The organism is Pasteurellaceae bacterium RH1A (genome assembly GCA_012221805.1).
In the GTDB taxonomy this organism is placed as follows: Bacteria; Pseudomonadota; Gammaproteobacteria; order Enterobacterales; family Pasteurellaceae; genus RH1A.
In genome coordinates this window covers 280,921-299,981 of record CP015195.1, presented here as the reverse complement: position 1 = coordinate 299,981, position 19,061 = coordinate 280,921, and the positions used below count along the sequence as shown (strand labels likewise).

Genomic DNA, 19,061 nt, shown 5'->3' with positions numbered 1-19,061 from the left:
GGGTTTAAGGCCTATGCCTTAAACCCTTTTCCATATTGTGCGATTATAGGCCTAACATCCCCGCTAAACGCTTTTCAATCCCTGCACTATCTAGTCCCAAATCCGCATAGGCTTCAGCCTGCGTGCCTTGTGGCACAAAGAAATCAGGAATCCCCAGCATAACAAGCGGCTTAAATTTGCCGATTTTTTGCAAGTATTCATTGACCGCACTGCCTGCCCCGCCCTGGATGGCGTTTTCTTCCAAGGTTACTAAAACATCGTGGCTGTCAGCAAGTTGGGCGATGAGAGCCTCGTCTAAAGGCTTAACAAAACGCATATCTACCAGGGTTAAATCATGCTTGTCTGCCACCGGTTTGGCCTCATTCAGCAATGCACCGAAGTTAAGAATGGCGACCTTTTTCCCCTCTCTTAGCACCTTGCCCTTGCCGACTTCCAGTGCCTGCATGGGCTCCAGCGTCACCCCTTGGGCATTGCCCCGTGGGTAACGCACCGCCACTGGGCTGTTCATACTATAAGCCGTGTAGAGCATTTGACGCATTTCGTTTTCGTCAGATGGGGCCATAATGGTCATATTAGGAATGCAACGCATAAAGCTCAGGTCAAAGGCCCCCTGGTGGGTTTGGCCGTCTGCCCCGACAATGCCGGCTCGGTCGATGGCAAAAATCACCGGCAGGTTTTGAATAGCTACATCGTGAATAAGCTGATCATAGGCCCGTTGCAGGAAGCTGGAATAAATAGCTACCACTGGCTTGTAACCTGCAATGGCCAGGCCTGCCCCGAAGGTTACGGCGTGTTGTTCAGCAATGGCCACATCAAAATACTGGCTTGGGAAGCGTTTGGAAAATTCTACCATGCCCGATCCTTCCCGCATGGCTGGGGTAATGCCGATGATTTTCGGATCTTTTTCTGCCATTTCGCACAGCCAATCGCCGAAGATATTAGAGTAGGTTGGAACAGACTTGCCTTTTGGCAGTTCACCACTTTTCGGATCAAATTTAGGTACGCCGTGGAAGCCAATCGGGTCACGCTCAGCCGGCTCATAACCCTTGCCCTTTTTAGTCATAATATGCAGGAACTGCGGGCCCTTGCGGTTACGCATATTTTTCAGGGTCGAAACCAACTCTTCCACATCGTGGCCATCAATGGGGCCAATATAGTTAAAACCCAGGGTTTCAAACATGGTACCGACCGGCGACACAAAGCCCTTGACGTGCTCTTCGGTCTTGCGGACAAAATCCTTAATGGGTGGCAGGCCAGACAGGAGTTTCTTTCCACCCTCACGAATGGTGGTGTAGAGGGAGCCTGACAGGAGACGGGCCAGGTGGTTATTGAGGGCTCCCACGTTTTCCGAAATGGACATTTCATTGTCGTTGAGGATAACCAGCATATCGGTGTGCAGATCGCCTGCATGGTTAATGGCCTCAAAGGCCATACCAGCGGTAATGGCCCCATCACCAATCACACAGACGGTTTTCCGCCCGGCATTTTCCTTTTCCGCCCCAATAGCAATGCCCAGGCCAGCACTGATGGAGGTGGAGGAGTGGCCAACACTTAGCACATCGTAAGGGCTTTCTTCCCGCCAAGGAAAGGGGTGAATGCCGTTTTTCTGGCGAATGGTGTGCATTTGGTCACGGCGGCCGGTCAGGATCTTATGCGGATAGGCCTGGTGACCCACATCCCAAATGAGCTGATCGAAGGGGGTTTGATAAACATAATGCAGGGCAACCGTAAGTTCAACCACGCCCAAGCCTGAGGCCAGGTGGCCGCTGGACTGGCTGACCGATTCCAACAAATAAGCCCGCAACTCATCGCACAAGGGCTTGAGGTCTTCTTTAGGCAGCAAACGCAGGGCTTCCGGCGAATCAATTTGTCTTAATAGGGGGTAAGTTTTTTGCATAGGTTTATCTTTTTAGGTAATCAGAGGCATCGTTCCCCTTTTCTACTATTCCCCCCTTTGAAAAAGGGGGCTAGGGGGATTTTGCTAACTAACAAGTGGGAAAAATTCCCCAAAATTTCGCCCTTTCTTCGTTTTCACTTCTGAAAAATCTCCCCTAACCCCTCTTTTTCAAAGAGGGGAACTGATCGAGCAAGGAAGACTATCATCGAATTTAAGGACAATACCAGCGTCAATTACGCCTTCAACTCATCCGTCAAGGTCGCCTGCAAGCTATTTAATAAGCCCTTAACCACACGGCCATTGCCGGCGACCACGTTGCCTGATTTAAGGTAGTCTGTGCCACCGACAAAGTTGGTCACAAGTGCACCTGCTTCACGGGCAATCAGATCGCCTGCGGCACAGTCCCAAGGTTTGAGGCCGATTTCAAAATAACCATCGACACGGTTAGAAGCCACATAGCATAAATCTAAAGCCGCTGAACCAGTCCGACGGAAGTCGGCTACCCCGTTGTTCATCAGGGCTTCAAGCATGGCTAAATGGGCTGGGCGGTGGCGTGGTGCCTTGAAAGGGAAGCCAGTGGCAAGGATGGCACCGTTAAGGTCACGGCGTTCGGTGTCAACACGCAGGCGGAATTCGTTGAGTTTAGCCCCCTCGCCCCGTACGCCAGTAAAGAGTTCGTTACGGATAGGGTCGTAAACCACGCCCACCTCGGTACGGCCATTCACACGCACAGCAATAGATACGGCAAAATGCGGCAGGCGTTTGACGAAGTTGGTTGTGCCATCTAGCGGATCAATCACCCACTGCACATCCTTGTTCTCACCCGCTAAAATCCCAGACTCCTCACCCACGATGGCGTGGTCAGGATAGGATTTGCGGATAACTTCAATAATTGCTTCTTCCGCTGCCTTGTCCACAGCGGTAACGTAGTCGTTGGCACCTTTGTTCTCAACAAAAGTGTCTTGAGGAGCTTGTTCGTAGCCTTTGGCAATGATATTGCCGGCCTTTCGTGCAGCACGAATGGCGATGTTTAACATTGGGTTCATAATCCACCAGATTTTAAAGAACAGAAATAGGCCTAATTATAGAGAATCTTGGGCCTAAAAGGAATACAAGCGGGCTGAAAATGGTGTTTTTTTGCAAATTTTTCGCAAAAAGCGCTATAATGCAGACTATTACACATTAATCAGTAAATTTATGTTATTAAATATCCTTATACTCTTTTTATATCTTTTATCTATTTTATTTTTCATCCGAAATAAAATGAAAAAAGAGTTTATCTCTAGCAACATCCTTACTGCTAATAAAAGCACAATAGTTAAAATGATGATAATGGGAAGCCGATTCGATGCAAAAGTGATTGCAATCGTCTTATCGCCTATTTTATTATTCGGTGCTTTGTTATATAAACTCAACCTTGCTCAACCTTATCTATCTGTGTTTTTAAATATTTACACATTTATCCTATCATTTATTTTGATATCTTCTTGCATAGGGAATTATTTTTATTTTAAGACTTATAACAACCATTATGATCTATTCATATTCGGTTTCATTGAAGATGATACAAAGGCTGTTTTAAAGAACATCATGGATGATTACCCTGTTTTCAAAACAATTGGTGTAATCTTAATGCTATCTGTTATATCTATAAGTATTTTAATTTTTCCATTGGATAATTATATTTATTTAAACAATAACTCTGTCTTTTATACTACCTTCATAATATCCATCATATTATTTGTGTATTTCATACGGGGAACAATCAAATCAAAACCTCTAACAAGAATGCATTCTCAAGTGTCTTCTCTTAGTATAATCAATAAAATGGTTCCTAATGGTGTTACCGCCTTAGAATGGGTTTTTAGAGATAGAAAAAAACAGATTTCTTTATTGCCTGTTGATATGAAAGAGGGAGAAGATTTGGCCTTGACAGCACTATCTCGAAAAGAACTATATAATAAAACTGAAAAAAATATTTTTATTCAAAACAACAAACCACATGTAGTTCTTGCCATTATGGAAAGTTTTGGTTCAAATATTTTACAGTTTGATAATAAACAAACCAATGATTTGTTAGGTAGCTTACGTCCATTTTTTGAAAATGATTATGTCTTTAAACGTTTCTTATCTTCCTATAATGGCACAATGCACTCTTTAGGATCGATTTTATTTCATAGCCCTATTGAAAATATTAGCCAATCAACAGAACAGAATACTAAGCTAAAAGAAACTGCTTTCTTAACCTATAAAAGAAATGGATATAAAACCATTTTTATTACTTCTGGCAGTGCTATGTGGAGAAGTTTAGGCGTTTACCTACCATTACAAGGCGTGGATCTAGTATATGATCAGAACACCATTATCGAATTATACCCAGAGGCAAAAAAATATCAGTCCTATTGGGGAATTCCTGATGAATATGCATTCTTACTAGCAGAAAAATTGTTACTTGAGAGTAAAGAACCTCTTTTTATTAGCTTATTAACAATAACTAACCACCCTCCCTATATGCCACCTAGAAGCTACAAACCGAATAAGGTTGATGTTACTTGTTTAGATAAGAGGTTAGGTAATAGCAACTTAGAAAGAAAGAATATCTTAGAGACATTTCAATATTCAGCAAGCTGCTTAGGTGATTTTATCCAAAGCGTTTCTCAAAATGAAAAAACAAAAAACAACACCATTATTTCAGCAACAGGAGATCACCATATTCGGTCAATGTATAGTGAACTACCTAAAGAGCTTGCTTTAATGAATGCTGTTCCATTTTTTATCCATATTCCAGACAGATTTAAAGAACAGCTCAAACTGAATTTCAATCCCAACAAGATAGGCTCTCATAAAGATGTTATGCCAACCTTATATGCCCTTAGCCTTTCAGAAGCATCTTTTTGGACTGTTGGAGGGCAGAACATGTTTGAAAACAGTGATAACTTTGCCTTTAATAGTAATGTATGGGCTGATGAAGAAGGTGCTGTAGATTTAACAAATCCAGACCTACCAAAATACAAATGGTTAAACAAAGAAAGCTTACACGTTGGAGAAAACATAGAAAACCCTTCAGTTAATAAAATTTCTGCATATCAAAAATTACTTAACTGGCAAATTAGTTACCTTGCAAAAGGTATAAAAAAATAGGGTTTATAAATTTGTATAAATTATTATATAATTGTTTTTTTCTAAATTTTATAAATTGATTTATGTTTAATAAAAATACTTTTATCGTTGGCTTTATGCTCTTTGCCATGTTTTTTGGGGCGGGTAATTTAATTTTTCCACCTAAGTTAGGCTTGCAAAGTGGGTCAGAATTTATTTTTGCTATTTCAGGTTTTATTTTAACTGGAGTGGGTCTGCCCCTTCTAGCGGTGATTATCAGTGCCTATTACACCAATGGCTATCAAGAGGCCCTTAATCGGATCAACCCTCTTTTCTCCACCCTATTTTTAATGGCCATTTACTTAAGTTTAGGGCCTTTTTTCGCCATTCCCAGAACGGCGGCCACCGCCTATGAAATGGCTATTTTGCCAAGTTTAGACGCTCCCACTGATCTCATTCGGCTAGCCTTTAGCCTGGTGTATTTTGCCCTTGCCCTATGGCTGGCCCTGTCGCCCAGTAAAATGGTGTCTAGAATTGGGGCGGTTTTAACCCCGATTTTGCTCTGTGCCATTTTGGCCTTGGTCTTGCGGGCCTTTTTCCTCTTTGAAGATAAAACCCTGCATATCACCACCATGCCAGAAGAGGGTTCTGCCTTTTTCAAGGGCTTTTTGGAGGGCTATTTCACTATGGATGCCTTGGCGGCCATTATCTTCTCGGTGATTGTGATTGCAGCCATTAAGGCCAAGGGCATTGCGGGGGAACACTTAACCAAGCAGGTTATTTTATCGGGTCTTGTTGCGGCCATTGCCTTAAGTTTGGTTTATGTTTCACTGGCCTGGATTGGCAACAAGGTCACTTTGTCGCCCGAGGTCTTGGCTAGCCTAAGCGAGAATAAGCAGGACATTGGCACCTTTATCCTGAATTCAGTCGCCCATCAAGCCTTCGGCAAGGCTGGACAGGTGGTGCTGGCTGTGATTGTCTCCTTGGCCTGTTTAACCACGGCCGTAGGCCTGATTGTGTCAGTCAGCCAATATTTCCATCAACTTTACCCTAGACTGGCCTATAAACACTATGCCCTGGTCTTTACCCTCATTGGTCTCGTAATTGCCAACCAGGGTTTGAATGAGGTGATTAAGGGGTCGGTGCCGGTGTTGCTTATTCTTTATCCGATTGTGATAACCGTGATCTTGGTCTTGCTGACCCATCTCTTTGTGAAAGTCCCCCTGATGGCCCAGCGTCTATCGGTGGGCCTGGTCACCATCGTGTCGATTTTGTCGGTGCTTAACCTTGAATTTATGCAGGCCTTGCCACTGAAAGCCTACAGTATGGAATGGTTGCCTTTTGCCCTGGTAGGATTGGGCTTAGGTTGGTTGAGAAAGGATAATTAAGATTGAGGCTGGCCCTACTCAAAGTCCTGGGCAAAACCCACAAACTCTTCAATTTCAGGGTGCTGTTTGAGCCACTTGTGCCACTGCACCTTGTCCACTTCCACTTCAATCAGCCTGTCGCCAAATTCATTGAAGTGTTCAGCACGGATACAGCCCTCCTTGTAAAATTTGGCGTAAAGGGCCCCGCTTGTAGCAGGCAGAAGCAGGCTTTCCTGCACCAGTTCATTTTTGAGTCGCTCCCGCATGGCCTCAAGTAAAAGATCTAAGCCCTGGCCAGTTTGGGCAGATAGGTAAACAGCAATCGGTGTGCCATCCTCCCGGCGTTCAATATGCGGAGCAATCCCTTCTAGCTTGTCCACCTTGTTATAGACCAAGAGGGTGGGCAGATCTAGCGCCTCAATTTCCTCCAGCACGGCATTGACCGCATCAATATTTTCGTTTTTCCGTTCATCAGCCCCATCAACCACATGCAGCAAAAGCGAGGCTTCGGTGGTTTCTTGCAGGGTGGACTTGAAGGCAGAGACCAAATCATGGGGCAGGAAGCGGATAAAGCCCACGGTGTCAGCCAAAATCGTTGTGCCTACGTCCTGGAGCTGGATCTTACGCAGCGTTGGGTCTAGGGTAGCGAAAAGCTGATCGGCCACATAAACATCCGAAGCCGTCAGGGCATTAAAGAGGGTAGACTTGCCGGCATTGGTGTAGCCCACCAGAGAGACAGTCGGAATATCGGCCTTTTGGCGGGTCTTGCGGTTTTGGTTGCGTTGCTTGCTGACCTTGTCCAGGCGGTTTTGCAGCTGTTGAATCCGCACCCGAATGAGACGGCGGTCGGTTTCTAACTGGGTTTCGCCCGGGCCCCGCAGGCCAACGGCCCCGCCCTTTTGCTGATCCTGATTGCCCAGCCGTCTGACCAAGCGAGTAGCTAGATGGCGGAGCTGGGCCAGTTCCACCTGCAACTTGCCCTCGTGGCTCCTGGCCCGTTGGGCGAAGATATCCAAAATCAGGCCGGTTCTGTCCACCACTCGACAATCGCAAAGAGAAGATAAGTTGCGGGTTTGGGCGGGGCTAAGTTGATGATTAACCAAGACCACACTGGCCCCAAAGGCTTCCACAGCATCTCGGATTTCCTCGGCTTTTCCTTGGCCGACATAGTATTTAATGTGAGGTGTAGCACGAGCAGTGGTTAGGATGGAGGCAATTTCTACCCCTGCCGACTGGGCCAGGGTTTGGAATTCGGCTAGGTTGTCTAAGTCTTTTTGGCCGGCTAGAAAAACATGAACCAAAATGGCCCGTTCTTCTTGATGGGAATAGTCCAGAGCCTGGTTTTCAGAAAAGACAGAACCAAACGCAGGCTGATGGTCTGCGTTTGGTGGGAGATGAGAAGTGGTCAAGGCTTATTGGTCTTGACTGGCAGTCTCTGATTCAGCCTGTTGGTATTGGGCTGATGCGGCTGCGTTATTGTTGTGATTGTTGCCACCGTTGTTGTGGGAAATGGCCCGGGCTGGCACCACGGTTGAAATGGCGTGCTTGTAAACCATTTGGCTGACGGTGTTTTTAAGTAAAATCACGAATTGGTCGAAAGACTCGATTTGACCCTGTAATTTAATGCCGTTGACCAGATAAATAGACACTGGAATGCGTTCACGGCGAAGTGCGTTTAAGTATGGATCTTGTAAAGATTGACCTTTTGCCATTTTATTGTCCTTTTTATTGTTGTTAAATTGTTCGATTGCCAAAGGCAGAGGGATATTAGCGAGATTGGCCGATCTTTTCAATCATTTTATGCAAAGATCCGGCTGGATCGAGGCTGTCTAGCCATTCTAACTCACTGCTCCAACCTCTTAGCCAGGTAATCTGCCGCTTGGCCAGCTGGCGGGTGGCACAAATGCCCTTGAAAACGGCCTCATCCAGCGAAATCTGGCCCTCTAAGTGTTCCCAGAGCTGGCGGTAGCCCACGCAACGGATGGAAGGCAGATTGCTGTGCAGATCCCCCCGCTCATATAGGGCTTGGACTTCTTTTTTAAAGCCCAGTTCCATCATTTTGTGAAAACGTTGCTCAATCCGCTGGTGGAGGACGGCCCGATCTTGGGGGCGATGGCAAATTGCAGGAGACGGTAGGGCAGGCTTTCTCCGGCTTGGGCGGTCAGCTCGGTCATAGTTTGTCCCGACAGATAAAAGACTTCCAAGGCTCGGTTGATCCGCTGGCTATCGTTGGGGTTAATCCTAGCTCCAGCCACCGGGTCAATCTTGACCAGCTCCGCATGCAGGCTGGGCCAGCCCTCTTTTTCAGCCCGCTCTTCAATACTGGCCCGAAGCTCAGGATCAGCCGAAGGCAGAGGGGAAAGCCCCTCCAGTAGAGCCTTGTAATACATCATGGTCCCGCCCACTAAGAGCGGAATCTTGCCCTGGGCGGTGATGTCTGCCATCTCTCTTAAGGCATCCTCCCGAAAGTTGGCCACCGAATAGCTTTCAGCCGGATCCAAAATGTCAATCAGGCGGTGGGGGGCCAATTTCAGTTCAGCCGGGCTAGGCTTGGCGGTGCCGATGTCCATGCCCTTATAAATCAGGGCAGAATCCACCGAAATCACCTCAACCGGAAGGTGTTGCCTAAGGGCGATGGCTAAATCGGTCTTGCCCGAAGCAGTCGGGCCCATTAAAAAGATGGCAAGTGGTTTGTTCATAGGGTCTCAATATAGGTACAAGCGGGCTGATTTTAGCGAAAATTTGCAAATTTTTGAAGAAAAGAGACCGCTTGTTGGGTTTTATAAGAGCCATAATAGGCCGTTCATCCCCCCAATCCCCAAGGCCACACTGAGCAAAACATTGCCCAACCATCGATAAGAAGCCACCACTAAACCTAAGGAAAGCACCTGGGCAATCAAGAGCTGGTAGCCCTCGTCTACTTGGGGGAAACTCAGGCTGGTAAGCACCAACAGGAGCAAAATAACCAGGGGCAGAGTTCGATTTAATTTTGCAAGAATAGGATGAGAAACCACCGCTTGTGGCAGAACCAGGGGTAAAAAACGGCAAAGCTGGGTGCCCAAGGCCAGGGCCAACAACATGGCGATAATATCTAAGGTATCCATTATTTACTCCCCATCAAGAAACGCTGTGGCAGGCAGGCCACAATCACTATTGCAATCAAAATCGCTGCCAATAAAACTGCTTCTGAACTGATCTGCTTGGCCAAGACAAAGCCCACCAAGGCAATGGCAAAGGGCTTCCATTGTTTTTGGCCCTTGTATTGCTCATAGGCCAGAATGGCGAACAAGCAGGGCAGGGCGAAATCCAGATGCGGGATCAGGCCTGCTACCGAATCGCCTAATAAAATGCCGACCAAGGATGCCAGCGTCCAATAGGCCACACCCAGCACTGAGCATTTAAGGATCATAGATTGGCGAACTTGGGCCGGAAAAGTCGAGAGCAGGGCAAAGTTTTCATCGGTCAGAAACATAAGGCTAACCACCTTCTTAAGCCTTTCCTTGGGCAGCACCGCCTGCATATTGAGGGTATAAAAAATAAAACGCAGGCTCATCAAAAAGGTGCTCAAAAAGACCGAGAGCAACCCCGCCCCCGAGACAAAAAAGGGAATGGCCGCATACTGGGCCGTGCCTGAAAAGACGGTAAAGCACATGACAAAGGTAAACCAGGCTGGCATCCCCGCCGCTGTGGCCAACATTCCATAGGCCACTCCTGCGGCAAAATAGCCCATAAAAATCGGCAGTGTTAATTTCACTGCCGCAGGCCAGCTATTTTCAATTTCTAACGACATAAGTCCTCATTTGCAAATTTTTGTGATCTTGAGAGCGCTTGTATTATAGGGGTAATTTAGCATGATCTTGCAAGTTATTTATTGTCCAACAAACCTCAACCTCACATGATCATAAATCCAATTAAAGACCATGGCATAGACCAGAATAAACATGGTAAGGGCAATGTCCATAATAAAGGCTTCTAACCAAGAAACCTGCATAATATAGGCCACAAGAGGAAGGGTAAAAATCAGCAGGCCTGCCTCAAAAGTGATGGTGTGGAAAATGCGAAACCAGAAGCCGCGCTCCTCCCGTTTGCCGGTGAAAATCTTGTCGAAGGCCCAGTTAAAGACGAAGTTCCAGAGCATGGCAATGGTGGCGATGGAAAGGGTCATGAGGGCGGAGTCGCTGGCGGAGTGATCGGTAAAAAGAACTAGGCCGATAACTGACAGGATAAGGGCTAATAGCTCAAACAAGACGGCGTGGAAAATGCGTTCGTAAATTGACATAAGAAATCCTTTTTAACAGGCCCCTTATTATAGGGCTTAAATGGCCAAATGGGCGGAAATTCCCCGCAAGCGGTCGATTTTTTGCTAGAATTTGCAAATGTTAAATGAGGAAAACCTGTGATAAACCCCTGTCTGTTCATTGCTCTTGCCCATCTTGAGGAGCCTGTGCCTAAGCGCTTTTGGGATTACGCCAAGCCGCCCCAAATTCAGCCCAATGCCCGCCAAGTGCAAAAATGGCAGGCTCGTAGAATGGCCTTTTATTTGCTCCATCTCTTGTTTGAAAAAGCAAGCTTGGATAGCCGTTTGCTAGACCATATCCAACGCACGGCCAGCGGCCGGCCTTATTTGGAGGCTGAAGAAATTGACTTTAATATCAGCCATTCGGGCGACTATGTGGCGGTAATCTTATCGGTTGGTCGCCCTAAAAAAGCGGTTGGCATTGACTTGGAGCATCCGCAGAAAACCCGCCGATTTCGGGATTTACTCAACCATTATGCCAACCCAGAAGAGCTGGCCTATGCAGAAAGGGTGGAAAATTTGTCAGATTATTTCTACCTCTCTTGGTGTTTGAGAGAGGCAGTGCTTAAGTCACAAGGGGTGGGGATTGTTAAACTGTCTGAGGTCCGCCACCTGCCTGAAGCCCAGAAAATTTTTTCTGCTCATTGCCCCCAAGGCCAGCTAGATTTTGTAAAATTAGGCCCTTGTTATTTAAGTTATTTTTACCAGACCAGCGAGGGGCTTGTGCCTCAAACTTTCCAGCTTAAGCAGGCCGTTTTGCAAAAAATCCACCTGCCTGACCCGCTTGTCTATCATGTTAATAAGGAAGCTTATGCCCAAACTTAGTCTTGAAGAACAGCACTCCCGCTTTGGCCGAGTGGTGTCTGAAATCTTCCAATGGACCCTCAATATCTCCCTGCTTTTGGCAGGCGTCCTCCTTGCCTATGCCCTTTTTGACGAGGCTTTCTCCTTAATTGAGTTGTTCAGACACCAAAGCGAAAAATTCCAAATTGTCGAGAAAATCGTGATTTTCTTCCTTTATTTTGAGTTTTTGGCCCTGATCGTGCAATATTTTAAGTATAACTATCACTTTCCGCTCAGGTATTTTTTATACATTGGTATCACCGCCATGATACGCCTCATCATTGTCGATCATTCCAATGCCATGCACACGCTTTTATTTTCCATTTCCATTTTAGTGATGATAATTGCCCTCTTTATTGTGCATACTGACAAACTTAAACGTAGCTAGGAGAACCTATGGCCAGTATTCATCAATTTCAGCAGCAGGATTTAGAAATCATCAAGGAAGAAGTGCTCTATAAGGGGCATTTCGAACTGAAAAAAATCTTCTTCAAACACAAGCTCTTTAAGGGCGGCACCAGTGATGTGGTGGTGCGGGAACTCCTGATGAAGGGCGAGGCTTCGGCCGTGATTGCCTACGATCCAGTGCGGGACAGCGTGGTCTTGGTCGAGCAGGTGCGGATTGGGGCCTATAACCCTCAATTAGACAGCTCCCCTTGGTTGGTGGAACTGATTGCTGGCATGGTAGATACAGGCGAAAGCCCGGCCGAGGTGGCCATTCGAGAAAGCCAGGAAGAAGCAGGCTTGACGGTTTCAAAAGTAGAGCACGCCCTCAGCGTCTGGGACAGCCCAGGCGGCCAGTTGGAGCGTTTACACCTCTTTTTAGCCCTGGTTGATAGCTCAGAAGTCGGCGGAATTTACGGTTTAGAAGAGGAAAATGAGGATATTCTCGTCCATGTCGTCAGCCGTGAACAGGCCTATGAGTGGGTGCAAGAGGGCAAGATCGACAATGTGATCGCAGTTATTGGCCTGCAATGGTTGCAGCTCAACTATAGCCGCTATTTAAGCCAACAAGCGGGTTAAAATCGCATTTTTTGTACAAATTTTGTGTAAACTTTTGTGAAAAATGTGCGTTATCGCACACTTTTGAAGTTTGCTTGCTGAAAGGCCGGGCAGAAAGGGGTAAAGTATTGGCTACTTGACTTTATTTGTAATTCAGTCGGCCAATATGGAAACCATTTATCAGCTTGTACCCGAGAAATCAACCATCAGCCTCCTTCAATTAACCGATATGCACCTCTTCGCCGACAGCCAGGGGGAATTATTGGGCGTAAACACGGCCCAAAGTTTTCAGGCTGTGTTGGAGGCCATTGGGGCGGAAGGCGGGCAGTTTGATGCCCTCTTGGCCACAGGTGATCTGATCCAAGACAATAATGAAGCCGGCTACCAACGCTTTGCCCAAATGGTTAAACCCCTGGGCCTGCCTACCTTTTGGCTCCAGGGCAACCACGATTGCCCCACTTCCATGCCCCATAAATTGGCCGAACAACCTCATATTTTCCCCCATAAGGTAATCCTAGCCGGCCAGCACTGGGTTATTTTGATGTTGGATAGCCAGGTTTATGGTTCGCCCCACGGCAGGCTGGGTTCCTATCAGTTAAGCTGGTTAAGCCAAATGCTGACCCAATTTGCCGGCCGCCACGCCCTAATCTGCCTGCACCACAACCTCTTGCCAACCCACTCAGCCTGGCTTGATCAGCACAGCCTGCGTAACCTACATGATTTGGAAGATTGCCTGGCCCCTCATACCAATGTTAGGGCCTTTTTGCACGGCCATATTCATCAGGAAGTGGACAGCCACTGGCTCCATTATCGGGTGCTGGCCACGCCTTCTACCTGTATTCAGTTTAAGCCTCATTGCAATACCTTTACCCTAGATATGCTGCCCCAGGGCTGGCGGGAGTTGGTGTTGAAAGAAGATGGGACGATTGAAACTCTAGTTAAGCGTTTGGCAACGAATGAGTTTTTGCCAGATTTTAATTCAGCGGGGTACTAGATAGCGCCAGCCTCCAGGCTGGTGCTTCAATTTCTCGATCGAGCAGGCACCAGCGAGGACGCTGGCGCCATCTAAAGTACAAAAAAGCGGCTAAACTTGCAAAAAATCTTGCAAATCCAACCGCTTGTTGCTTACCTAATCAGCTTTACTTAGCCGCAAAATAAGCTTCTAACTCTTCGCTGCCACCAATGTACTGACCGCCGATAAAGACCTGTGGTACGCTGGTTTTGCCAGTGATAGCACGCACAGAAATGGTGCTGGCGTCACGGCCTAAAACGATTTCTTCAAAGGTGTAGTCCTTGGCTTTGAGAAGGGTCTTGGCCTTGGCACAGAATGGGCAGCCTGGTTTGGTGATAACAGACACAGACGGTTTTGCTTGCCATTCAGGCTTGAGGTATTTGATCATGGTATCGGCATCGGACACCTTGAACGGATCACCTGGCTCTTCTGGTTCGATGAACATTTTTTCTACCACGCCGTTACGCACTAGCATAGAGTAACGCCATGAACGATCACCAAAACCCAGGTCATTTTTGCTAACTAATAGGCCCATGCCACGGGTGAAGTCGCCGTTACCATCTGGAATCACAGTGATGTTTTCAGACTCTTGATCGGCCTTCCAAGCGTTCATTACGAAGGTATCATTGACTGACATACAAATGATATCGTCCACGCCGGCAGCCTTAAATTCACAGGCAAGTTCGTTATAGCGTGGTAAGTGGGTGGAAGAACAAGTTGGGGTAAAGGCACCCGGGAGAGAGAAAACAACAACGGTTTTGTTGTCGAATAATTCGCTGGTGGTAACATCCACCCAGGCATCGCCCTGGCGGGTGTGGAAGGTGACTGAAGGTACTTTTTTACCTGTCATATCAGTTAAAGACATTGGGTTTCTCCTAATTTACACATTGTTAAAAAAATCCGCAAGTATTCTACCGCAAAATATGCCATAATTCTGCCTATTTTTACGATTGAGATTTTAGGAAGAGCCTATGAATATCCGTGACCTGGAATACCTAATCGCCCTGGCAGAATACAAGCATTTCCGCCGGGCGGCCGATGCCTGTAATGTCAGCCAACCCACCCTGAGCGGCCAGATCCGCAAGCTGGAAGATGAGCTGGGCACCATTTTGCTGGAACGCACCAGCCGCAAGGTGCTTTTTACGCAATCGGGGCTCATGTTGGTTGATCAGGCCAAGGCAGTCCTGCGGGAGGTCAAGACCCTGCGGGAAATGGCCAGCAACCAGGGCAAGGAAATGTCAGGCCCCCTTCATATCGGGATTATTCCCACCCTCGGCCCCTATCTCTCCCCCATTATTATTCCAGCCCTCAAGGAAGCATTCCCTGAGTTGGAACTCTTCCTCTACGAGCTACAAACCCCGCAACTGGTCATGCAGTTGGAGTCTGGCCAGCTGGACTGCTGTATCCTGGCCTTCTGCAGGGAAAGTGAGCCCTTTATCGAAGTGCCAATTTTCAAGGAGCGAATGCAACTGGCCGTAAGCCAAAAGCACCCCTGGGCCAAGCGTCCACAAATTGACCTAGGCGAGCTGAAAGATCAGGAAATGATGTTGCTAGACGATGGTCACTGCCTGCGTAACCAAACCCTGGACTACTGCCTGTCGGTGGGAGCTAAAGAAAATGTGCATTTCCGAGCTACCAGCCTGGAAACCCTCCGCAATATGGTAGCCGCCAATGCGGGTATAACCTTTATGCCTTCACTGGCCAGCCGCGCTAACCCTAATAATAAGATTGAATACCTGGCCTTTTCAGAACCTCAACCCTTCCGCTCTGTGGGCCTGGTCTATCGGCCTGGCTCCCCCCTCCGCCTGCGTTATGAACGCCTAGCCCAGGCCATCAAACAGATTGTGGGTGAAGAACTGTGAGTAGCTTAGGGGTTCGGGCCCAGCAAAAGGAAAAAACCCGCCGGGCCCTGGTGGATGCAGCCTTCAACCAGCTTAGTGCCGAAAAGAGCTTTGCCAACCTCAGCCTACGAGAAGTGGCCCGGGAGGCCGGCATTGCCGCCACCTCATTTTATCGCCACTTTAAGGACATGGACGAACTGGGCCTGGCCATGGTGGATGAGTCTGGCCTCATTCTCCGCCAACTTATGCGTCAGGCCCGCAAGCGGATTGAAAATGGTGGCAGCGTGGTTTCCACCTCAGTTGAAACCTTCTTTGAGTTTATTGAGCAGCGGCCCAATATGTTCCGCCTCCTGCTGCGGGAAAGCTCTGGCACCTCCCAAGCCTTCCGTACCGCTGCCTCTCGGGAAATCCAGCACTTTGTGGCCGAACTGGCCGACTATATCGCCCTCAAAGACCCCAACCACAATCGGGAGCTGGCCTATGTTCAGTCAGAAGGCATGGTGACCATCGTCTTTACCGCTGGTGCTGGCGCCCTAGATATGAACCAGACCGAGCGGGAAAAACTCAAAAAACGGGTAGTGCTGCAATTACGAATGATCGCCCGAGGCGCCGATTACTACCTCAACTATCACGGCTAAGGTTTGCAAAAAATGAAGAAATCTACCCCGCTTGTTATCCGCTTTCTCAAGAATATCCTGGTCTTTGGCCTGCTCTTTTTAGGCCTATCCCTGGTTATGGACTGGTATCGCAAGCCCAGCGCCCCAGCTCAACTAGCCCAAAGCGTGCTTTATGATCTAGATAATCAACCAAAAGTGCTGGCCCAGCTTAGCCATAATCAACCCATGATCCTCTATTTTTGGGGTTCTTGGTGCGGCTACTGCGACTACACCTCTCCTGCCATTCAAAGCCTGCACGAAGATGGCCTACCTGTCTTGGGCGTGGCCCTTAAATCAGGCAGCGATGAAGAGGTGAAAACCTTCCTCCAGCAAAAGGGCTATAGTTTCGCTTCCATCAATGATCCAGACGGCTCTTTCTCCAAAACCTGGAACATTCAAGCCACCCCAACCATCATCCTCCTCAAAGACGGCCAAATCGCCCACCACACCACAGGGCTGACCTCTTATTGGGGCTTGAAGGCAAGATTGGCCTTAAGCCAATAATCCACCCAAGGCACGATAGCGCCAGCCTCCAGGCTGGTGCTGGAAAATTTAGGCACCAACAAGGGCCTTGGTGCCATCTTTTAGATCGATTTTTATAACCAAACCTTATAAAACATTCCCGCCTTATATTTCCTTCTTCCCGCCCAACTTGGCAAAATAGGCCTTATTTCCACCGCTTATATCACCTATGAATTGGTCCTATGTCCTTGCTGCCAGCCCCAAATTTTTAGAAGCGGGCTGGCTGACCCTGCAACTGTCCTTTTGGGGGATCCTGGGGGCCAGTATCTTGGGCTTGCTCATCGCCCTGCTAACCTCTTACAAATTTTCGCCCTTTTTGACCCGCTTGTCCCAGGCCTATATTGAGCTTTCCCGCAACACGCCGCTGCTTATCCAGCTCTTCTTCCTCTATTACGGTCTGCCCAAGATCGGTATCAAGTGGGACGGCTTTACCTGTGGGATTATAGCCCTGACCTTCCTAGGTGGCAGCTATATGGCTGAAGCCTTTCGGGCTGGGATTGAGGCCGTACCTGCTAGTCAAGTCGAGGCCGGCAAGGCCCTGGGGTTGAAACCCGTTCAGGTTTTTCGCTTTATCGTCCTGCCCCAGGCTTGGGCCATTTCCCTACCTGCCTTTGGGGCTAATGTCCTCTTTCTGATTAAGGAAACCTCGGTGATTTCTGCGGTGGCGGTGGCCGAACTCATGTTTGTGACCAAGGACATCATCGGCATGGACTACAAGACCAACGAGGCTCTTTTTCTGCTCTTGGTCAGCTATCTTATCATTCTACTGCCCCTGTCCCTCCTGGCTCGCTGGGCAGAAAATCGGGTAAGGAGGGCCAAATATGGGCTTTGATTGGTTGTTTGAGGGGCAAAATGCCCTGCGTTTGCTCCAGGGCCTGGGCTTGACCGCCCAGATTTCCTTTATCTCGGTGGGTATTTCCCTGGTCACTGGGACGCTCTTTGGCTTATTAATGCGGTCAAATAACAAGATAGTGCAGCTAAGTTGCCGGATTTATCTGGAAATCATCCGTATTGTACCGATTTTGGTCTGGCTTTTTGTGCTCTATTTTGGCCTTTCCACCTGGACCAATATTCACCTGAGCAATGTCTGGGTCTGTATTTGGGTCTTTGTCCTCTGGGGCACGGCCGAAATGGGCGATCTGGTGCGGGGGGCCTTGGGCTCTATTGAAAAACACCAGATCGAATCGGCCAAGGCAATAGGCCTAAGCCGCTTCCAGATCTTCCGTTTTATCGAACTGCCCCAAGGCACCCGGCGGGTTCTACCTCCTGCCATCAACCTCTTTACCCGCATGATCAAGACCAGCTCCCTGGCTGCCCTGATCGGCGTGATTGAGGTGGTCAAGGTTGGCCAGCAGATTATTGAAAACTCCCTACTGACCCAGCCCAACGCCTCTTTTTATGTGTATGGCCTGATTTTTGTGCTTTATTTTCTGATTTGCTACCCTCTGTCCTGGTATGCCAGCCGCCTGGAAAGAAAATGGCAGGGGTAGCCACCCTATTTATATTTAGCGAGAACTCCCTATGGCACTGCTTGAAATTACCAATCTCCACAAACGCTATGGCGACACTATCGCCCTACCTGCCTTTAACCTCCAGCTCAACAAGGGCGAGGTGGTCGTCCTTTTGGGGCCTTCGGGCTGCGGAAAATCCACCCTCCTGCGTTGCATTAACGGCCTAGAGGAAAAACAGGGTGGGTCAATTTACTTAGAACAGGTAGGCGAATTTGGCCAAGAAGTCAGCTGGGAGCAGGCCCGGCAGAAGGTGGGCATGGTCTTTCAAAGCTATGAGCTTTTTGCCCATCTGAATGTGATTGACAACATTTTGCTGGGCCCCCTTCAGGCCCAAAAACGGGAACGAAAAGAGGTGGAAGCCCAGGCAGACAAACTCTTAGAAAGGGTTGGCCTGCTGGATCGCAAAACCGCCTTTCCTCGGGAGCTATCAGGCGGACAAAAACAGCGGATAGCCATTGTCCGTGCCCTGTGTATGAACCCAGAGATTATTTTGCTAGACGAAATCACTGCCGCCCTAGACCCTGAAATGGTGCGGGAGGTGCTGGATGTGGTTTTAGAACTAGCTCAGGAAGGGATGTCCATGCTGATTGTTACCCACGAGATGAACTTCGCCCGCAAGGTGGCCGACAGGATTATCTTTATGGACAAGGGCCAAATCATCGAAGAAGCCGCCCCTGAGATCTTCTTCAGCCAACCCCAAACCGAACGGGCCAAGCAGTTTTTGCAGGGGATGGCTTATTGATTATGGGGAAAAATTTGCGAAAGGTTAAAAATAGGGGTAATATAATGAAGTCGGGGTGGGGAACTCAATCCGCCCCTTGCAGTGCCGCTTACAAGATCAGTGCGATAAGTTGAAAGACAGTGTAAATTTCAACTGCTGCGATAAGTGCAGCCAGTATCAATAAGCATACGATCGTGCTTTTCATTGCAAGCCTCCTTAGTGCTACTAAGGATGATTTAGGCTCTCGTGCTATTGCAGTAGCCCGAAAAACGAGCCTACCAGTAGCACAAAAG

Annotated in this window: 20 protein-coding genes and 1 pseudogene; 12 read left to right on the top strand and 9 right to left on the bottom strand. The window is 48.0% G+C overall.

Going from position 1 to position 19,061, the window contains the following annotated elements; translation table 11 throughout:
- Window positions 1-43: 43 nt before the first annotated feature.
- Together A4G20_01510 and A4G20_01505 are read right to left on the bottom strand one after the other, a co-directional pair.
- Window positions 44-1,897, bottom strand: coding sequence for a 1-deoxy-D-xylulose-5-phosphate synthase (locus A4G20_01510; protein ID QIW15120.1), 1,854 nt, complete (start codon window positions 1,895-1,897; stop codon window positions 44-46).
- Window positions 1,898-2,130: 233 nt separating this feature from the next.
- Window positions 2,131-2,943: an inositol monophosphatase gene (locus A4G20_01505; GenBank protein ID QIW15119.1), complete on the bottom strand. Its 813-nt coding sequence runs from the start codon at window positions 2,941-2,943 to the stop codon at window positions 2,131-2,133.
- A 217-nt stretch (window positions 2,944-3,160) separates the two neighbouring features.
- Here A4G20_01505 and A4G20_01500 point away from each other — a divergent pair, with 217 nt between their 5' ends.
- Both A4G20_01500 and A4G20_01495 read left to right on the top strand, forming a co-directional pair.
- Complete coding sequence (locus tag A4G20_01500) at window positions 3,161-5,038, top strand: hypothetical protein (protein ID QIW16825.1); 1,878 nt, start codon at window positions 3,161-3,163, stop codon at window positions 5,036-5,038.
- Between the two features lie 62 nt (window positions 5,039-5,100).
- A complete protein-coding gene (locus A4G20_01495; protein QIW15118.1) occupies window positions 5,101-6,384 on the top strand; it encodes a branched-chain amino acid transport system II carrier protein in 1,284 nt (427 codons plus the stop codon).
- A gap of 14 nt (window positions 6,385-6,398) precedes the next feature.
- Here the strand turns inward: A4G20_01495 and A4G20_01490 are convergent, their stop codons facing one another.
- The 6 genes and pseudogenes from A4G20_01490 to A4G20_01465 all read right to left on the bottom strand — a co-directional run bounded on the left by A4G20_01490 (window position 6,399) and on the right by A4G20_01465 (window position 10,642).
- Window positions 6,399-7,772 (bottom strand): GTPase HflX, encoded by a 1,374-nt coding sequence (locus A4G20_01490; GenBank protein ID QIW15117.1) that lies wholly within the window; start codon window positions 7,770-7,772, stop codon window positions 6,399-6,401.
- A 3-nt stretch (window positions 7,773-7,775) separates the two neighbouring features.
- Entirely contained in the window at window positions 7,776-8,075 is a 300-nt protein-coding gene (locus A4G20_01485) for an RNA chaperone Hfq (protein ID QIW15116.1), read from the bottom strand.
- A 55-nt stretch (window positions 8,076-8,130) separates the two neighbouring features.
- Window positions 8,131-9,062: pseudogene (locus A4G20_01480) on the bottom strand (tRNA (adenosine(37)-N6)-dimethylallyltransferase MiaA).
- An 81-nt stretch (window positions 9,063-9,143) separates the two neighbouring features.
- A complete protein-coding gene (locus A4G20_01475) occupies window positions 9,144-9,467 on the bottom strand; it encodes a branched-chain amino acid transport (GenBank protein QIW15115.1) in 324 nt (107 codons plus the stop codon).
- Entirely contained in the window at window positions 9,467-10,141 is a 675-nt protein-coding gene (locus A4G20_01470; protein ID QIW16824.1) for a branched-chain amino acid permease, read from the bottom strand. The genes A4G20_01475 and A4G20_01470 overlap by 1 nt, the downstream gene beginning before the upstream one ends.
- Window positions 10,142-10,231: 90 nt before the next feature.
- Window positions 10,232-10,642 carry a hypothetical protein gene (locus tag A4G20_01465; protein ID QIW15114.1) on the bottom strand — a complete coding sequence of 137 codons (411 nt, stop codon included), beginning with the start codon at window positions 10,640-10,642 and terminating at the stop codon, window positions 10,232-10,234.
- A 117-nt stretch (window positions 10,643-10,759) separates the two neighbouring features.
- Here A4G20_01465 and A4G20_01460 point away from each other — a divergent pair, with 117 nt between their 5' ends.
- From A4G20_01460 to A4G20_01445, 4 genes are all read left to right on the top strand, one after another.
- On the top strand, window positions 10,760-11,485 hold the full coding sequence (locus A4G20_01460; GenBank protein ID QIW15113.1) for a hypothetical protein: 726 nt from the start codon (window positions 10,760-10,762) through the stop codon (window positions 11,483-11,485).
- On the top strand, window positions 11,472-11,891 hold the full coding sequence (locus A4G20_01455) for a phosphate-starvation-inducible protein PsiE (protein QIW15112.1): 420 nt from the start codon (window positions 11,472-11,474) through the stop codon (window positions 11,889-11,891). Before A4G20_01460 ends, A4G20_01455 begins: the two co-directional genes overlap by 14 nt.
- An 8-nt stretch (window positions 11,892-11,899) precedes the next feature.
- Window positions 11,900-12,526, top strand: coding sequence for an ADP-ribose diphosphatase (nudF, locus tag A4G20_01450; GenBank protein ID QIW15111.1), 627 nt, complete (start codon window positions 11,900-11,902; stop codon window positions 12,524-12,526).
- 145 nt (window positions 12,527-12,671) lie between these two features.
- Window positions 12,672-13,499 carry a 3',5'-cyclic-AMP phosphodiesterase gene (locus A4G20_01445; protein ID QIW16823.1) on the top strand — a complete coding sequence of 276 codons (828 nt, stop codon included), beginning with the start codon at window positions 12,672-12,674 and terminating at the stop codon, window positions 13,497-13,499.
- Between the two features lie 145 nt (window positions 13,500-13,644).
- On the opposite strand, the gene A4G20_01440 is transcribed toward A4G20_01445, so the two are convergent.
- Entirely contained in the window at window positions 13,645-14,382 is a 738-nt protein-coding gene (locus tag A4G20_01440; GenBank protein ID QIW15110.1) for a glutathione peroxidase, read from the bottom strand.
- A 106-nt stretch (window positions 14,383-14,488) separates the two neighbouring features.
- On the opposite strand from A4G20_01440, the gene A4G20_01435 reads away from it, so the two are divergent.
- From A4G20_01435 to A4G20_01410, 6 genes are all read left to right on the top strand, one after another.
- Window positions 14,489-15,379, top strand: coding sequence for a DNA-binding transcriptional regulator OxyR (locus A4G20_01435; protein QIW15109.1), 891 nt, complete (start codon window positions 14,489-14,491; stop codon window positions 15,377-15,379).
- Window positions 15,376-15,996 (top strand): DNA-binding transcriptional regulator FabR, encoded by a 621-nt coding sequence (locus A4G20_01430; protein QIW15108.1) that lies wholly within the window; start codon window positions 15,376-15,378, stop codon window positions 15,994-15,996. The genes A4G20_01435 and A4G20_01430 overlap by 4 nt, the downstream gene beginning before the upstream one ends.
- Window positions 15,997-16,008: 12 nt before the next feature.
- Window positions 16,009-16,518, top strand: a complete 510-nt coding sequence (locus A4G20_01425) for a thioredoxin (GenBank protein ID QIW15107.1) — start codon at window positions 16,009-16,011, stop codon at window positions 16,516-16,518.
- Window positions 16,519-16,705: 187 nt separating this feature from the next.
- Window positions 16,706-17,368 carry an amino acid ABC transporter permease gene (locus A4G20_01420; GenBank protein ID QIW15106.1) on the top strand — a complete coding sequence of 221 codons (663 nt, stop codon included), beginning with the start codon at window positions 16,706-16,708 and terminating at the stop codon, window positions 17,366-17,368.
- The gene (locus A4G20_01415; GenBank protein QIW15105.1) at window positions 17,358-18,026 is read left to right on the top strand and encodes an amino acid ABC transporter permease; all 669 of its coding nucleotides are present in this window, start codon (window positions 17,358-17,360) and stop codon (window positions 18,024-18,026) included. Before A4G20_01420 ends, A4G20_01415 begins: the two co-directional genes overlap by 11 nt.
- A 31-nt stretch (window positions 18,027-18,057) precedes the next feature.
- Entirely contained in the window at window positions 18,058-18,789 is a 732-nt protein-coding gene (locus A4G20_01410) for a glutamine ABC transporter ATP-binding protein (GenBank protein QIW15104.1), read from the top strand.
- Window positions 18,790-19,061 lie beyond the last annotated feature (272 nt).

Bases quoted from the DNA above. Each gene is read 5' to 3' on its own strand.
- A4G20_01505 (QIW15119.1), bottom strand. From the start codon at position 2,943: ATGAACCCAATGTTAAACATCGCCATTCGTGCTGCACGAAAGGCCGGC.
- A4G20_01425 (QIW15107.1), top strand. From the start codon at position 16,009: ATGAAGAAATCTACCCCGCTTGTTATCCGCTTTCTCAAGAATATCCTG.
- A4G20_01455 (QIW15112.1), top strand. From the start codon at position 11,472: ATGCCCAAACTTAGTCTTGAAGAACAGCACTCCCGCTTTGGCCGAGTG.
- A4G20_01485 (QIW15116.1), bottom strand. From the start codon at position 8,075: ATGGCAAAAGGTCAATCTTTACAAGATCCATACTTAAACGCACTTCGC.
- A4G20_01500 (QIW16825.1), top strand. From the start codon at position 3,161: ATGAAAAAAGAGTTTATCTCTAGCAACATCCTTACTGCTAATAAAAGC.
- A4G20_01435 (QIW15109.1), top strand. From the start codon at position 14,489: ATGAATATCCGTGACCTGGAATACCTAATCGCCCTGGCAGAATACAAG.
- A4G20_01475 (QIW15115.1), bottom strand. From the start codon at position 9,467: ATGGATACCTTAGATATTATCGCCATGTTGTTGGCCCTGGCCTTGGGC.
- A4G20_01495 (QIW15118.1), top strand. From the start codon at position 5,101: ATGTTTAATAAAAATACTTTTATCGTTGGCTTTATGCTCTTTGCCATG.
- A4G20_01445 (QIW16823.1), top strand. From the start codon at position 12,672: ATGGAAACCATTTATCAGCTTGTACCCGAGAAATCAACCATCAGCCTC.
- nudF (QIW15111.1), top strand. From the start codon at position 11,900: ATGGCCAGTATTCATCAATTTCAGCAGCAGGATTTAGAAATCATCAAG.
- A4G20_01440 (QIW15110.1), bottom strand. From the start codon at position 14,382: ATGTCTTTAACTGATATGACAGGTAAAAAAGTACCTTCAGTCACCTTC.
- A4G20_01465 (QIW15114.1), bottom strand. From the start codon at position 10,642: ATGTCAATTTACGAACGCATTTTCCACGCCGTCTTGTTTGAGCTATTA.
- A4G20_01415 (QIW15105.1), top strand. From the start codon at position 17,358: ATGGGCTTTGATTGGTTGTTTGAGGGGCAAAATGCCCTGCGTTTGCTC.
- A4G20_01410 (QIW15104.1), top strand. From the start codon at position 18,058: ATGGCACTGCTTGAAATTACCAATCTCCACAAACGCTATGGCGACACT.
- A4G20_01420 (QIW15106.1), top strand. From the start codon at position 16,706: ATGAATTGGTCCTATGTCCTTGCTGCCAGCCCCAAATTTTTAGAAGCG.
- A4G20_01510 (QIW15120.1), bottom strand. From the start codon at position 1,897: ATGCAAAAAACTTACCCCCTATTAAGACAAATTGATTCGCCGGAAGCC.